The 13,407-nt window shown below is 55.5% G+C and carries 12 protein-coding genes; 5 read left to right on the forward strand and 7 right to left on the reverse strand.

Going from position 1 to position 13,407, the window contains the following annotated elements; all coding sequences use genetic code 11:
* Positions 1 to 64: 64 nt before the first annotated feature.
* Positions 65 to 2,869 carry a bifunctional diguanylate cyclase/phosphodiesterase gene (locus SR894_RS21435; RefSeq protein ID WP_223288387.1) on the reverse strand — a complete coding sequence of 935 codons (2,805 nt, stop codon included), beginning with the start codon at positions 2,867 to 2,869 and terminating at the stop codon, positions 65 to 67.
* A 134-nt stretch (positions 2,870 to 3,003) separates the two neighbouring features.
* Here SR894_RS21435 and hemC point away from each other — a divergent pair, with 134 nt between their 5' ends.
* The 4 genes from hemC to SR894_RS21455 are packed head-to-tail and all read left to right on the forward strand — an operon-like array spanning position 3,004 to position 7,490.
* Positions 3,004 to 3,948 carry a hydroxymethylbilane synthase gene (gene hemC, locus SR894_RS21440; RefSeq protein ID WP_133732186.1) on the forward strand — a complete coding sequence of 315 codons (945 nt, stop codon included), beginning with the start codon at positions 3,004 to 3,006 and terminating at the stop codon, positions 3,946 to 3,948.
* Positions 3,945 to 4,724 (forward strand): uroporphyrinogen-III synthase, encoded by a 780-nt coding sequence (locus SR894_RS21445; RefSeq protein WP_223288386.1) that lies wholly within the window; start codon positions 3,945 to 3,947, stop codon positions 4,722 to 4,724. Before hemC ends, SR894_RS21445 begins: the two co-directional genes overlap by 4 nt.
* Before the next feature lie 13 nt (positions 4,725 to 4,737).
* Entirely contained in the window at positions 4,738 to 6,216 is a 1,479-nt protein-coding gene (locus SR894_RS21450; RefSeq protein ID WP_223288385.1) for a uroporphyrinogen-III C-methyltransferase, read from the forward strand.
* Positions 6,213 to 7,490 (forward strand): heme biosynthesis HemY N-terminal domain-containing protein, encoded by a 1,278-nt coding sequence (locus SR894_RS21455; RefSeq protein WP_133732189.1) that lies wholly within the window; start codon positions 6,213 to 6,215, stop codon positions 7,488 to 7,490. Before SR894_RS21450 ends, SR894_RS21455 begins: the two co-directional genes overlap by 4 nt.
* Before the next feature lie 54 nt (positions 7,491 to 7,544).
* On the opposite strand, the gene mscL is transcribed toward SR894_RS21455, so the two are convergent.
* On the reverse strand, positions 7,545 to 8,072 hold the full coding sequence (gene mscL, locus SR894_RS21460) for a large-conductance mechanosensitive channel protein MscL (RefSeq protein ID WP_138799533.1): 528 nt from the start codon (positions 8,070 to 8,072) through the stop codon (positions 7,545 to 7,547).
* A gap of 151 nt (positions 8,073 to 8,223) precedes the next feature.
* Positions 8,224 to 8,667: a universal stress protein gene (locus SR894_RS21465; RefSeq protein WP_223288384.1), complete on the reverse strand. Its 444-nt coding sequence runs from the start codon at positions 8,665 to 8,667 to the stop codon at positions 8,224 to 8,226.
* A 208-nt stretch (positions 8,668 to 8,875) separates the two neighbouring features.
* Between SR894_RS21465 and SR894_RS21470 the strand changes: the two genes are divergently transcribed.
* Positions 8,876 to 9,778 carry a LysR family transcriptional regulator gene (locus SR894_RS21470; protein WP_223288383.1) on the forward strand — a complete coding sequence of 301 codons (903 nt, stop codon included), beginning with the start codon at positions 8,876 to 8,878 and terminating at the stop codon, positions 9,776 to 9,778.
* An 18-nt stretch (positions 9,779 to 9,796) separates the two neighbouring features.
* Here SR894_RS21470 and SR894_RS21475 read toward each other — a convergent pair whose 3' ends face one another.
* From SR894_RS21475 to SR894_RS21490, 4 genes are all read right to left on the reverse strand, one after another.
* The gene (locus SR894_RS21475; protein ID WP_223288382.1) at positions 9,797 to 10,600 is read right to left on the reverse strand and encodes a universal stress protein; all 804 of its coding nucleotides are present in this window, start codon (positions 10,598 to 10,600) and stop codon (positions 9,797 to 9,799) included.
* A gap of 39 nt (positions 10,601 to 10,639) precedes the next feature.
* On the reverse strand, positions 10,640 to 11,836 hold the full coding sequence (locus SR894_RS21480) for a benzoate/H(+) symporter BenE family transporter (protein ID WP_138799536.1): 1,197 nt from the start codon (positions 11,834 to 11,836) through the stop codon (positions 10,640 to 10,642).
* Between the two features lie 74 nt (positions 11,837 to 11,910).
* Complete coding sequence (locus SR894_RS21485) at positions 11,911 to 12,642, reverse strand: ABC transporter ATP-binding protein (RefSeq protein ID WP_138799537.1); 732 nt, start codon at positions 12,640 to 12,642, stop codon at positions 11,911 to 11,913.
* Complete coding sequence (locus SR894_RS21490) at positions 12,639 to 13,406, reverse strand: ABC transporter ATP-binding protein (protein ID WP_138799538.1); 768 nt, start codon at positions 13,404 to 13,406, stop codon at positions 12,639 to 12,641. The genes SR894_RS21485 and SR894_RS21490 overlap by 4 nt, the downstream gene beginning before the upstream one ends.
* Between the last annotated feature and the right edge of the window lies 1 nt (position 13,407).

Consider the following 13,407-nt stretch of genomic DNA (forward strand, 5'->3'; position numbering starts at 1 on the left):
ACAAAACAATGGAGTCGTTAGCAGAAAGTGTACCAGAGTCGCCCCGGTCAGCGGCACGCCGTTTTTATTTATGCGGGAGCCAAGAGCCTGACATTACGACGGCAGGTGGTTTGTGCAGAAATTCGTACAGGGCACTTAGGGGCATGGGGCGGGCAAAGTAGTAGCCCTGGAAATAGTCGCAGTGGTGCTGTTGCAGGTAGCCGAACTGCTCTGCCGTCTCTACACCTTCGACCAGCACTTCGAGCCCCATTTTCCCCGCCATGGCGACCACGCCGTCGATAATCGCGGCATCGTAGCGATCCGTAATCACATCGCGCACAAAGGAGCGGTCAATCTTGATGCGATTAATCGGCAACCGCTTTAAGTAGCTTAAGCTAGAGAAGCCGGTGCCAAAATCGTCTAGTGCAATCTGAACTCCCAGCGCTCGCAAGTTCTTTAACGCCTGGATGGCTTGCTCGGCGCTATCCATCAGCACCCCTTCGGTAAGCTCTAACTCTAACAACGCTGGCGTTAGGCCGCTGCTCGCCAGTACCTGCTCAATGGAGGCGAGGAACCCGGGGCGTTGAAACTGCATAGGTGAAATATTGACCGCCATAGTAATGTCGCCCAGCCCAAGTCCATTGAGCTGCTGGGCATCGCGACAGGCGGTAGCTAACACCCACTCGCTAATGGGAATGATCTGACCAGTATCCTCGGCAAGGCTAATAAAATCAGACGGCGGGATATTGCCTCGCTCAGGGTGCTGCCAGCGGATCAGCGCTTCAACCCCCACCACGCGACCGCTTGGCGCGTGAATTTGTGGCTGATAATGAAGTTCGAACTGCTGTTGCTCAATGGCTTGCTGTAGCGCACTGCGTAAGCTGACCCGTTCGCTCACCTTGCGATTCAAGTCTTCGGTATACCAGTGGTAGGTATTACGCCCGCGCCGTTTGGCTTTATACATGGCCAAATCCGCCTGCTGGATAAGCTGGCGGGGGTTTTTCATACTGCCATCATTGATGGCAATGCCAATACTGGCGGTGATGCGCAGCTCGCTGTCGCGAAACCAGTAGGGCGGCGAAAGCCCCTGGAGAACCCGTTCGACCACTTGTATTACATCGCCCTGATGGGCTAGATCCGGCAACAACACCACAAACTCATCGCTGCCAAAACGCGCAACGGTGTCCCAGGGGCGCAGTTCATTTTCCAGCCGTTTGGCAACCTCGACCAGAATAAAGTCGCCCACTTCATGGCCCAAGGTATCGTTGATCGGCTTGAAGTCATCCAAGTCGATAAACAGCACGGCGATATAGCGATGGTAGCGGCGCGCTACCACGCACCCCTCTTCCAAGCGCTGACCAAGCAACAGCCGATTGGGCAGCCCGGTCAAGGCATCGTGATGGGCGTTATGATCGAGTTGCGCCTGATATTCGCGCTGTTCAGAAATATCGTTTTGGACACCGATAAAGTGGGTCACCTGACCGTCTTCATCGAGAACGGGCGAAATGTACAGGTCGTTCCAAAACACCGTACCGTCACGCCGATAGTTACGAATGACAACGTGCACTTCACGCTGCTCGGCAATTCCTGACTTTAGCTGCTTGATAGTGGCGGGGTCGGTCTCTTCACCCTGCAGAAAACGACAGTTGCGTCCCAGCGCCTGGCTGCGCGAGTAGCCGGTAATGCGCTCGAAGGCAGCGTTAACGTAGACCATAGGCAGGTCGCTGCGCTGGGCATCTACAATCACCACCCCGTTGGTACTTGATTCAACGCTACGCTCCAGCAGTTTTAGCTGATGCTCGGTTGCTTTACGCTCGTTGATATCACGAAAATAGACCGCCAGACCTTCGGGTGAAGGGTATACGTGCACCTCCAGCCAACTATTTAAGCGCGGATTGAACGCTTCAAAATGTACCGCTTCTTGTTGGCTCGCGGCACGTTGATACTCTTTCTGAAACCTGCTGCCAACGGCGCCAGGAAACGTCTGCCAAATATGCTGGCCTAGCAGCTCACCTTCGTGGCGCTTCAAAATACGCTCCGCCTCTCGGTTCACGTAAGTAAAACGCCACTCCGTATCCAGAGTAAAAAAACTGTCTGTAATGCTATCCAGCGTCATGGTTAGCCGGTGCGCAAGCTGGGTCAGGTTTTCGCGCAACTGCTTTTGCTCGGTAATATCCTGCGACGCCCCCTGCACCTGAATAATGCGGCCCTCGTGATCGCGCACCGCCTTACCAATCGCTCGCACCCAGAGGTGCTTACCTTGGCGGGTAATCACCTCATACTCGTCATCAAAGCTAATACCGTACTCACAGCAGGCATTAAATGCCGCCATCAGGCGCTCCCGTGACTCCGGCGCATAAAAGGAAAACGCCTCTTCAACGCTGGGTTGAAACCCCGGGGGCATACCGTGAATATGGCTAAGCTCATCGGACCAGATAGGCTGACCGTCCGCCATGTCGACATACCAGCCGCCAATCAGAGCGGTTTCACCGGCAATTTTGAATAGCCGTTGGTTGCGCAGCAACTGCTCATCCGCGGCCTTGCGGCGCGTAATCACCCGGGCAATTACGTAAATCACGCCCTCCCCAAATGAAGCAGTGACTTCTAGCCAGTGCTGCTTGCCGGTTGCAGAAATAGCGCGCACCTCGAAGGGAAGGATCTTTTCGCCTTGGTGCATGCGCTGTAACGCCCCCTCGATCACGGGATGATCGAGGGGGTCAATGACAACACCACAGGCACGCCCAATTAAGTTTTCGGACGAGTACCCCAGCAGCGTCTCGAAGGCGGGATTGACTTGCAGCAGCGTGCCTTCAAAGTCGATACAGCAGAACAGATCCCGTGAGAGCAGGAAAAACTGGTCAAGCTGGCCGTGGGGTAACACTAAGGACATAGGATTTCCTAGGAACGGATAAAACACGTTACGAGAGCATAATTAGTTCCGTTATTTTTACTGTGGCGCTCGGTGCTTTATGATGACACTTATCATAGCTTGACTCGCCGTGTCTGCGGTATAGGGAGAATAACGTGCTATCAATCACCAAACTGCGCATTGCCACGCGTAAAAGCCAACTGGCCATGTGGCAGGCTGAGTACGTTCGCGACCGCCTAATGGCGGCTCACAGCGGCCTTGAGGTCGAGCTTGTAGCACTGTCTACCAAGGGCGACAAAATTCTCGATACGCCACTTTCAAAAATTGGCGGTAAAGGGCTGTTCGTTAAAGAGTTGGAAGACGCCATGCTGGATGGCCGTGCCGATATTGCCGTCCACTCGATGAAAGATGTCCCCATGCACTTCCCCGAAGGGCTGGGCCTGTCGGTCATTCTAGAGGGCGCCGACCCTACCGATGCGTTTGTATCCAACCACTACTCTAGCATTGATGAGCTCCCCGAAGGGGCGCGTATTGGCACCGCCAGCCTACGGCGCGGTCTTCAGATGCGTGAAGCCCGTCCCGACCTGCAAATTCTTAATCTGCGCGGCAACGTACAAACGCGGCTAGGCAAATTAGACGCGGGCGAATTTGACGCCATCATCCTGGCGACCTCGGGCCTTAAGCGGTTGGGCTTGGACGATCGGATTGCCCAGGCACTGCCGCCGGAAGTGTGCTTGCCCGCCTGCGGCCAAGGTGCTCTAGGCATTGAGTGCCGCCTGCATGATCCCGAGCTGATTGCGTTGCTAGCCCCGCTTGACGACGCAGACACCGCAACCCGCGTACGCGCCGAACGGGCCATGAACACGCGCTTAGAGGGCGGCTGCCAAGTACCCATTGCGGGCCACGCGGTGCTGGATATTGACAATGAAACCCTGTGGCTACGTGGCTTAGTGGGCAACCCAGAGGGCACCGAAGTGCTGCGCGCTGAAGGTCGCGGCTCGATGCATGAACCGGAAGCGCTGGGCATTCGCATTGCCGAAGAGCTGCTCGACCAGGGCGCTGGCGATATTCTGGCTGAGGTTTACGGCCGCGCCATATGAGCCAACCGGTACTGATCTGCCGCCCCGGCGAGCGCGGTGAAGCGTTGGCCGCTGCTCTGCGCGAGCGAGGCGAGAACGTTGAATCACTCAATGTGATGCAACTCGAAGCCTTACCAGAAACCCCTGAAATGCGGCGTATCTGGCTGGATATTGATCAGTACCATAAGATAATAGTCATCAGTCCCTTTGCGGCCACTTGCTTAAGTGAAGCGCTGGATCGCTTCTGGCCGCAGTTGCCTATTGGCATTGACTACTACAGCGTTGGCAGCGCCACAGCAGCGACGCTTTATGATCAGTTGGGTGTCCGCGTGCATGTGCCTGATCTGAGTGCCGGCGAAGATACCAGCGAAGCACTGCTGGCGCTTGCCTCGTTACAGCAGTTAGCGCACCAGCGTATTCTACTGGTGGCGGGTGAAGGTGGCCGCCCGCTGCTCGCTGACACGCTTGCCGAACGGGGGGCACTGGTAACACGAGCTGCGGTGTATCGACGCAGGTTTCAACCCCTTGCCCCCATGCTACAAACGCGTCTTTCTTCAGGTAATTACCGGGCGTTGATCGTCACCAGCAGCGAACTGCTGGAACATCTGGCAAAATGGTGCAATCAGGCGGCCTTGAACCAACCGCTAATCGTTTCCAGTCGCCGTTTGGCTACACTGGCTGGCATACTGGGTTTTTGTGACCTTAAGGTGGCGTCCGGAGCTACGCCAGCTGCGTTGATAGCGGCGTTGGAGACCTGCGACCCACAGGGTGCCGATGTCGATCAAGGAACTTACTAAGGGCTAGCGACACATGAGCAAACAAGTAAACGATCAGGACGATGTACAACCGACGTCCTCCGATGCCTCTCAAGGCGTCCCTAAAACGACCGACAAAGCAGCTTCCACGACCGACGCGACTGAGCCCAGCACGCCGAACACACCGCCGAGCTCTACAACACCTGCTCAGAGTGGTGCTAAAAATAGTCGGTCGCGGCGGCGTGGAAAGGGCTCGTCCACTGCGAGTTCAACCGCTGCTAGCAGCGCGGCAAAACCGGCAGATACCTCGACGTCCAGCAGCACAGGCTCATCGTCACCGAGTGCCGCTCAGCCAGGCTCTTCCTCCTCAAGTGGGTCGACCTCTAGTTCGCCATCTTCAAGCGCCGGCTCGTCAAAGCCGACCAGCGACAAGTCATCGGCGGGCACCACGCCGCCCACCGGCCACAAAGGCAGCAGTAGCGGCCAGAGCGGCGGTGGCGGTAAAAGTGGCGGCCTGGCAATTGCCCTGGTGATTATTCTGGCGATTGCCCTAGCGTTCGTCGCTTGGCAAGGTTGGCAACGCCTGGATAATCAGCAGCAGCGCCTCGACGAACTGGCGCAACAGGCTGAAGGTAGCGCCTCACAGCAGGCGGTTAGCGACCTTGAATCACGCCTGGATAGCGGCGAAGCCGAGCGCGATGAAGCGTTGCAGAGCACTCTGGGCGACCTGCGTGATGAATTTGAAAGCTACCGCAGCGACGTTGATGAGACCCTAGGCCAAGTGCTGGATCAGCTCTCTCAGGAGCAGGACACCGACGAGCGCGAGTGGCTGCATGCCGAAGCTGCCTACCTGCTACGCCTGGCCAATCAGCGCTTGCAACTGGAAGGCGACGTTGACGGCGCGGCCGCACTGCTGCGTACCGCCGATGCGCGCCTAGTTGATGCTGATAACCCAGCGTTGACGCCCGTACGCGAAGCCATTGCCAATGAGCTAGCCGCGCTGGACGCCGTGCCCCAGGTTGACCGTACCGGCCTCTACCTAGCGCTCAATGCCCAGCAGGAACGTATCTCCTCTCTGCGACTCTCTCAAGAAATTGAGGAGCAAGCGGTAACCTCCAGCATCGAACAGCCGCCGACCGGCACTTTCCAGCGCCAGCTGGCGCGCTTCGGTGAAGAGCTTAAAGACCTGGTGGTGGTTCGCCATCACAATGAAGCGCTGGAAGCGCTGATTACTCCGGAGCAAGAGTCTTACCTGCGCCAAAGCCTGCGCTTAGTGCTGGAGCAGACACAGCTGGCCCTGCTCAACGAAGAGAAAGAGCTTTATGACGCGAGTATCGACAAAGCGCTGCAACTGCTGAACGACTACTACGACACCACTCGCGAAGAGACCCAAAGCGTTATTGCGCGCCTTCAAGAGCTCAAGGAAGCCGAGGTAAAACCCGAGCTGCCCGATATCAGCGCTTCACAGCAGGAACTTGCACGCTTTATCGACAACCGCTATGAGACGCGTGGCCAAAGCGGAGGTGATTCATGAGAAAGCTTGTTCTCCTCATTGTCGCAGGCCTCGCCGTCGGGGCCCTGTTCGGGCATCTGATGATGTCGGTGCCCGGCTACTGGCTGATCCGCGTGGGCGACTCCTCCATCCAGACATCGTTTTGGTTTGGTCTGGTACTGCTGTTTGCCGCCTTTATCGTCCTACACTTCGTGCTGCGTTTGCTCAGCGGTATTATTCGCCCCATGGGACGTTTTCGTAGCTGGAACAGCCGCGCCCGTAACCGTCGCGCCATGCAGCGCACCGTGCGTGGTCTGGTAGCACTGACCGAAGGGCGCTGGAAAAAGGCCGAAAAAACCCTGGTTAATGCCGCCGATGACTCCAGCACACCGCTGGTCAACTACCTATCCGCAGCGCTGGCGGCCCATTACCAGGGCCACCACGTGAAATCCCAGGAGCACCTGAATCAGGCACAGCTAACCACCGACGGCGCCGATACCGCCGTTGGCCTGATGCAAGCGCAAATGATGATTGAGCGTCAGCAGCCCGAAGAAGCGCTGGCGATTCTGAATCGCCTGGATAAGAAGCTCTCCAACCACCCGCAGGTGCTCAAACTACTCAAGCAGGTGCACTTAAGCGTCAACGATTGGGAAGGCTTAAGGCGTTTGATTCCACGCTTGGCGGCGCAGAAGCTCATTACCCAGCAAGAGCGTGAACAGCTTGAGTTTAAAGCCTATCGCGAACTTATCGTGTTTGAAGCGCAAAACCCCACCAACATTGAGCGGGTGCGTGGCCTTTGGGCCGATATGCCCGACTACCTGCGCGGCAACACCGAACTGATCGTGCTATACAGCGAAGCGCTGATTCAAGCCAACGAAGAGCCAATTGCCGAGCGCTTGCTCAACCATTCGCTGGATCACCACTGGGACGCGCGGCTGGTGAAACGCTACGGCCTGCTAAACGTAGATGCGGCACGCCAACTTGCTAAAGCCGAGAAGTGGCTGCAGGAACGCCCCAACGACCCAGAGCTGCTGCTCGCTTGTGGTCGCCTCTCGCTGCGTATCGGCCAATGGCAGAAAGCACTCGAGTACTTTGAAGCCAGCCAGCGTCAGCGCCCCAATGGCGAAGTCTGCGCTGAGCTAGCGCGCCTCTATGCAAGCCTGGGCGAGCATAACAAGAGTCAGCTCTACTACCGCCACAGTGTTGAGATGTTGGCCAAATCGCTGCCATCGCTGCCGCAACCCAGCGATGCTAACGACAGCAAAAAGCCCGACAGTAAGCAAAAAGAGAGCAAAACCATTAAAAAAAGCGCGTAGTGGCGCTTCTGCTATAACGCTCAAGGGCGCCTTCATAGGCGCCCTTTTTAGTGGCTAAGGTTTGGCAGGTGGCATTGGTGGTGGCGCAGGTGCTGCTTCAACCGGCGCTTCAGCCTCCACTGGCTGAGAAAGCGTTGCTGTGCAGTGGCCACAGCGGGTGGCTTTGATTGGCACCACCATCAAACAGTAAGGGCAAGGCTGCTCGGTAGGACTTGCAGGTGCCACCGCCTCTTCGCGCTTTAACCGGTTGATGGTACGTACCAATAGAAAGACCACAAAGGCGACAATCGTAAAGCTCACCACCGCATTAATAAACAGCCCAAGGTTTAGCGTTACCGCCCCGGCGGCCTGGGCATCCGCCAGCGTCGCATAAGGGCCACCCACCACCCCTTGGCGTAACACCACAAACAGATTGGAAAAGTCGACCCCGCCCACCAGCAAGCCAATCAGCGGATTCATCACATCCGCCACCAGGCTTTGCACAATCAGCGTAAACGCCCCGCCGATAATGATCCCCACCGCCATATCGACGACGTTGCCTTTTACCGCGAACTCTCGAAATTCCTGGAAAAATTTTGCCATTTTCAAACGTCCTAACGTTTCGTTTTTAGCCAATACCCTGAGTTATAGCGTCTTGCTAAAAGCATGGGCTAGGGTGTGTTAGGCGACAAGTAAATTTCTGCAGATTGAAAACTGTATCGGGAGAGGTGCGGGCAGATATCGCCGCTGCTTTTTATTGGCTCACCGTAATCACAGGACACTTGGCTGAATGGCTCACTTTGTGCGATACACTGCCAATCACCACACCAGCCAAGTCGCTTAGTCCCCGGCTGCCCATCACAATGGCATCGACATTATTGGCATTGGCGGCCTCTATAATGGCGCGGGCTGGGTCACCTTCCGTCAGCAACTCTTCAATGTGCTTAGCGCCCTCTGCCTGCGCGGAGCTCACCGCCTGGGCCAATAGCTGTTCACCCACCTTCTCGCGTTCAGCAAGCGTAGTGCCAGCATCAATCGCACCAATGCCCCATACCAGTGTGGTCGCATAGGTAAGCGTTTCAGGTACATGTAGTAAGTAGAGCGTGGAGCCTTCTCTATCCAGCAGCTTGCAAGCTACTTTCAAAGCTTGTTTAGCGCTCTCAGAGCCGTCGACAGGAACTAAAATACGCGCATACATGGCAGGCCTACCTCCTTTTATTCTAGCGTTCTTTACTAAAGTCGTAGTCGATATTTCGCTTTTAAACGTTTAAATGCTGGTAGCGTTATGGCGCTTGGTTAGGCTGGTTTTTAAGTTGCCTCAATACGTGAAAAGCATCGCCAGCATGCTAACAAGCGAATGACAAAGCCAATATTGTTTAAGTAGCCGCTCATACCTTGGAGGTATCATGGAACTACGCCACCTGAGGTACTTCTGCGTTGTCGCTGAAGAGCTTAACTTTACCTGTGCGGCTGAACGGTTGCATATGTCTCAACCGCCTCTTTCCCGCCAAATCAAACAATTAGAACAAGAGGTAGGAGCTGAACTGTTTGAACGAAGCTCAAGAGGATTGCGTTTGACGCCGCCAGGTGTCTTTTTTCAGCAGCACGCTCTGCAGATTTTAGAGAAAGTGGAAGTCACCATCGACGCCACTCGACACATGGCGCGTAGCAAGCGGGCACTATTCGGCATTGGCTTTGTACCGTCCGTTTTTTACGGGCAACTCCCAATGCTCGTGCGTGATTTGCGCCGCATGGATAATGTCGAGCTCTCCTTGGCAGAGCTTACGACAGTACAACAAATTCAGGCGCTCAAAGCGGGTCGCATCGACATGGGCTTCGGGCGTTTACGTATTGATGACCCCGACGTCGAGCAGGAGATTCTCTTCGACGAGCCATTAATTGCAGCTCTATCTAGCGGTCACCCGCTAGAGGGCACAACCCCTAGCTGCGAAGAGCTGGCTCGCTACCCTCTAATCCTTTTTCCCGCAAAACCACGTCCTAGCCTTGCCGATATGGTATTGGGAATTTTCCGCCGTCAAGGATTAAAGGTCGAAGTTGTGCAGGAAGCCAACGAGGTTCAAACGGTACTTAGCCTTGTCGCTTCCGGCATTGGCATTACGCTGGTTCCAGAGCAGGTAAAGCGTGTCCAACGCGATGGTATTTGCTATGTACCATTGGCCGATAAATCAATTACATCTCCCGTTATCTGCAGCCGTCGGCGGGGCGAAAAACCCTCCCCGCTTATGCAGGAAGCCAATGCTATTTTAGAAGTACTCGTTGAAAATCGCCGCTCTGGGCGCTACCCATAATGGCAGCAAGCCAGTGATTCAAGGTCGCAGAACAGCCACAGGGCAAGAAGCTTCATGCAGCACTTCGTGGCTGACACTGCCCGCCACCACCTGCGAAAGGCCGCTACGCCCATGGGTGGTCATGGCAAGCATCGTATTATGGCTACCCGCTAAATAACTGACGATAGAGTCGGCGGGGTCGCCATGAAGCACCTCCCAGTCTACTTCCAGTTTTTGCTCACTTTCGACACGGCGTGCCAGCGCGTTTAGATAGGCTGACTCCATCACATCGGTATGACCTAACGCTGTGGACTTTCTGGCAGCAGAGACATCTATCACTTGCAACAATTGCAAACGAGCTCCCAAACGCTTCGATAAAGTTGCTGCATGGGGCAAAATTTGCTCGGATAGCTTAGACCCATCAACACAAACGGCTAATACGTCGACCCGCTGGTGGGCTCGACTGTCATAGCGGGGGCCACACAGGTAAACCGGACGCTGAGCCCTTCGCACAACCCCTGCAGTTACGCTGCCGATCAGCATCTCCGGTACCGGGCGTCGACCATGGGCCATCATACATAGCCCGGTATCCTCGCAACTAGCGAGCTCACCCAGATACGCCTTGGCGCTATCATGAGCAACGACGTCGATAGCGACTGCTTCGAGATGGTGCGACGCCAAGCGCCCCTGCAGTTTAGTGCGCCGTGGGCCGATCTCATCTTGCGTCGGCACCACCGAGATAGCGCTTACCTCTACCCCCAGCTGGGCCGCAAACGTTTGTCCGAACTGCAGGGCATGCAAAGCACTTTCACTATCATCAACCGCCACAACAATCTTTTCCATGGTTACACTCCCACTACCGCTTCAGTAGTATCACTGTTATTAGGTTTTATGGTTAAGCGAGCTAAAACGTCGATGCAGCAGGTTATAGGCAAGCGACCCAGCGACCACCCCCCAAAAGGCAGAGCCTAAGCCTAAAAAGCTAACGCCCGATGCGGTGGCAATGAAAGTAATGACAGAGGCTTCCAGGTGGCTCTTTTCGGCCGCGAAAGCACTAATATTGCTGGTAATAGCACCAATCAGCGCAAGTCCTGCAAGTACCGCCACAAACTCCCCCGGCAGCGAGGTAAACAGCGCTACAATAGTGCCCGCAAAAATAGCGCCAAACAGGTAGAAAACACCGTTTGCCACCCCGGCAACATAGCGCTTATCACGATCTTCGTGGGCCTCCTTACTCGTACAGATTGCTGCTGTAATCGCTGCAATTACAGTGGTAATACCGCCAAAAAAGGCGGTAAAAAAGGAAGTTACACTAGCCACGATAACGATTGGCCTGGCCGGGGTGGAGTAGCCTGAGGAGCGCATAATTGCCATGCCGGGCAAGAATTGGCCTGTCAAACTCACCAGTACCAGGGGAATGGCCAGGCTCAGCGTCGCATTCCAGGACCACTCGGGGCGGATAAACTGGGGCTCGGCAAACTGGAGTGACACCCCCTGGAGGCTGGCGCCCTCTAACAAGACCGCCAAGGTGATGCCAGCGATTAACAGCAGCACCAAGCTGTAGCGAGGGGTAAGCCGCTTAAAGAGCAGGTAAGCGATAAACATACCAATGGCCAGTGCTGGCACGCTCTCCAATGAAACGAAGACTCCCACCCCGAACTGGAAAAGAATGCCTGCCATCATCGCGCTAGCTATGCCCGGCGGTATCAGCCGGATGATACGGTCAAAAGAACCCGTAACGCCGATCAGAAAAATGATCACGGCGGCCGTTAGGTAGGCGCCCACCGCTTCATTAAGCGTCAACCCCGGGAACAGTGTTACCAATAACGCAGTCCCCGGCGCCGACCAAGCGGTCACTACCGGCACTTTTAACCACAGGCTTAAAAAAATACCTGAGACAGCTGCGCCGATTGAGATGGCCCAAACCCAGGACGTCATCATGGTGCTGGATATGTCGGCGCTCTGAGCCGCCTGGAAAAAGATGGCGAGTGGCCCAGAATAAGAGACCAGCACCGCTACAAAGCCAGCAGTGATTGCTGGAATCGACAGATCCTTTTGCAATTGCTTGTGAAATTGCATGCAACACACTTCCCCGTGTCAGTATTTAACGAGTATCCAACAGCTCCGGCAAGCACCTGCTTGCCGGAGCTGTATCAAGCAACGCCGAGGTGGGTTTCAAGAATTGATGGATTATCTTTTAGTCCCTGAGAATCACCGCTATAGACCACTTCCCCCTTGACCAGTAGCAGGTGTTTTTCTGCTATCTTCAGAAGGTTATCGATATTTTTATCGACGATAATGGTAGAAATTCCGGTCGCTTTGATCTCACCTATGATCTTCCAAATCTCATCGCGAATCAGCGGTGCAAGACCTTCGGTCGCTTCATCAAGGATCATCAGGTCGGGGTTGGTCGTCAGCGCACGGCCAATAGAAAGCATCTGCTGTTCGCCGCCTGAGAGAAAGGAACCATCATGATTGATACGTTGACCCAGGCGCGGGAACGTATCCAGAACGCGCTCTAGCGTCCAGGGAGACTCCCCCCGATCATTAGGACGTGCGGCCATAATCAGATGCTCACGCACACTGACGCCTGGAAAAATACCGCGTCCCTCCGGCACGTAGCCAATCCCTTGGCGAATCAGTTGCCAGGGGCGCCGCTTGGTCGCCGAGACGCCCTTAATAAACACCTCGCCGCGCCGAGGTGGGACAAACCCCAGTATCGACTTCAGCGTCGTGGTCTTGCCCATACCATTGCGGCCCAGCAGACTCAGCGTCTCACCAGGCATCAGGGTCAAATCCACCCCATGCAAAATATGGCTCTCACCGTAGTAAGTGTGTAGCCCCCGGGCATCAATCAATGGCGTATTGGTTTGCTCTGCGCTCATGCGGTTGCCCCCTCTTCATGACGCCCCAGGTAGACATCGCGTACCTTTTCGCTGGAGCGTATCTGCTCGGTCGGGCCGCTCTCCAACACACAGCCATCGACCATGACGGTAATGCGATCAGCCAAGCGGAAGACCGAGTCCATATCGTGTTCAATCAGCACCAGTGTGTAGCGATCCGTTAGGCCGGCGAGCAGCTCGGTGACTTGAGCGGTCTCTTCACGCCCCATTCCCGCCATTGGCTCATCAAGTAGCATCAGCGACGGCGCTGTCGCCAATACCATCGCGATCTGCAGCTGGCGCTGTTCGCCATAGCTCATATCTGATGCAGTCGTATAAGCGCGATGGTTCAATTGGCAGGTATCCAGTACCTCTTGAGCACGCTCACTAACTTGCCGCGAGGTTTGGCGCGAACGCCAACTGCCAAACACGCCGCCCATATGAATACGCGCCGCCAGTTCACAGTTCTGCAGGCAACTCAGGCGTGGGAATATATTGGTTTTCTGGTGGCTGCGGCCAATGCCCATGCGGGCGATCTGGCGCGCGCTTTTACCCTGGATCGGCTGACCGCGATAGAGCACCTGGCCTTCAGAAGGGGGGATCTCGCCAGAGAGCAGATTGATTAGCGTACTTTTACCCGCGCCATTAGGACCCAAAATAGCGTGGATTTCATTAGATTTAACGTCAAAATCAACGTCGTTGACTGCCACTAAACCACCAAATCGGCGAGTCAACCCATGCGTGGCTAAAATGACTTCATCGCGCATA

The organism is Vreelandella neptunia, from assembly GCF_034479615.1.
Classification (GTDB): Bacteria; Pseudomonadota; Gammaproteobacteria; order Pseudomonadales; family Halomonadaceae; genus Vreelandella; species Vreelandella neptunia.

Excerpts from the sequence above, each read along its gene's own strand:
- SR894_RS21435 (WP_223288387.1), bottom strand. The coding sequence starts at position 2,869 with ATGTCCTTAGTGTTACCCCACGGCCAGCTTGACCAGTTTTTCCTGCTC.
- SR894_RS21455 (WP_133732189.1), top strand. The coding sequence starts at position 6,213 with ATGAGAAAGCTTGTTCTCCTCATTGTCGCAGGCCTCGCCGTCGGGGCC.
- SR894_RS21475 (WP_223288382.1), bottom strand. The coding sequence starts at position 10,600 with ATGGAAAAGATTGTTGTGGCGGTTGATGATAGTGAAAGTGCTTTGCAT.
- mscL (WP_138799533.1), bottom strand. The coding sequence starts at position 8,072 with ATGGCAAAATTTTTCCAGGAATTTCGAGAGTTCGCGGTAAAAGGCAAC.
- SR894_RS21465 (WP_223288384.1), bottom strand. The coding sequence starts at position 8,667 with ATGTATGCGCGTATTTTAGTTCCTGTCGACGGCTCTGAGAGCGCTAAA.
- SR894_RS21470 (WP_223288383.1), top strand. The coding sequence starts at position 8,876 with ATGGAACTACGCCACCTGAGGTACTTCTGCGTTGTCGCTGAAGAGCTT.
- SR894_RS21480 (WP_138799536.1), bottom strand. The coding sequence starts at position 11,836 with ATGCAATTTCACAAGCAATTGCAAAAGGATCTGTCGATTCCAGCAATC.
- SR894_RS21445 (WP_223288386.1), top strand. The coding sequence starts at position 3,945 with ATGAGCCAACCGGTACTGATCTGCCGCCCCGGCGAGCGCGGTGAAGCG.
- SR894_RS21490 (WP_138799538.1), bottom strand. The coding sequence starts at position 13,406 with ATGCGCGATGAAGTCATTTTAGCCACGCATGGGTTGACTCGCCGATTT.
- SR894_RS21485 (WP_138799537.1), bottom strand. The coding sequence starts at position 12,642 with ATGAGCGCAGAGCAAACCAATACGCCATTGATTGATGCCCGGGGGCTA.
- SR894_RS21450 (WP_223288385.1), top strand. The coding sequence starts at position 4,738 with ATGAGCAAACAAGTAAACGATCAGGACGATGTACAACCGACGTCCTCC.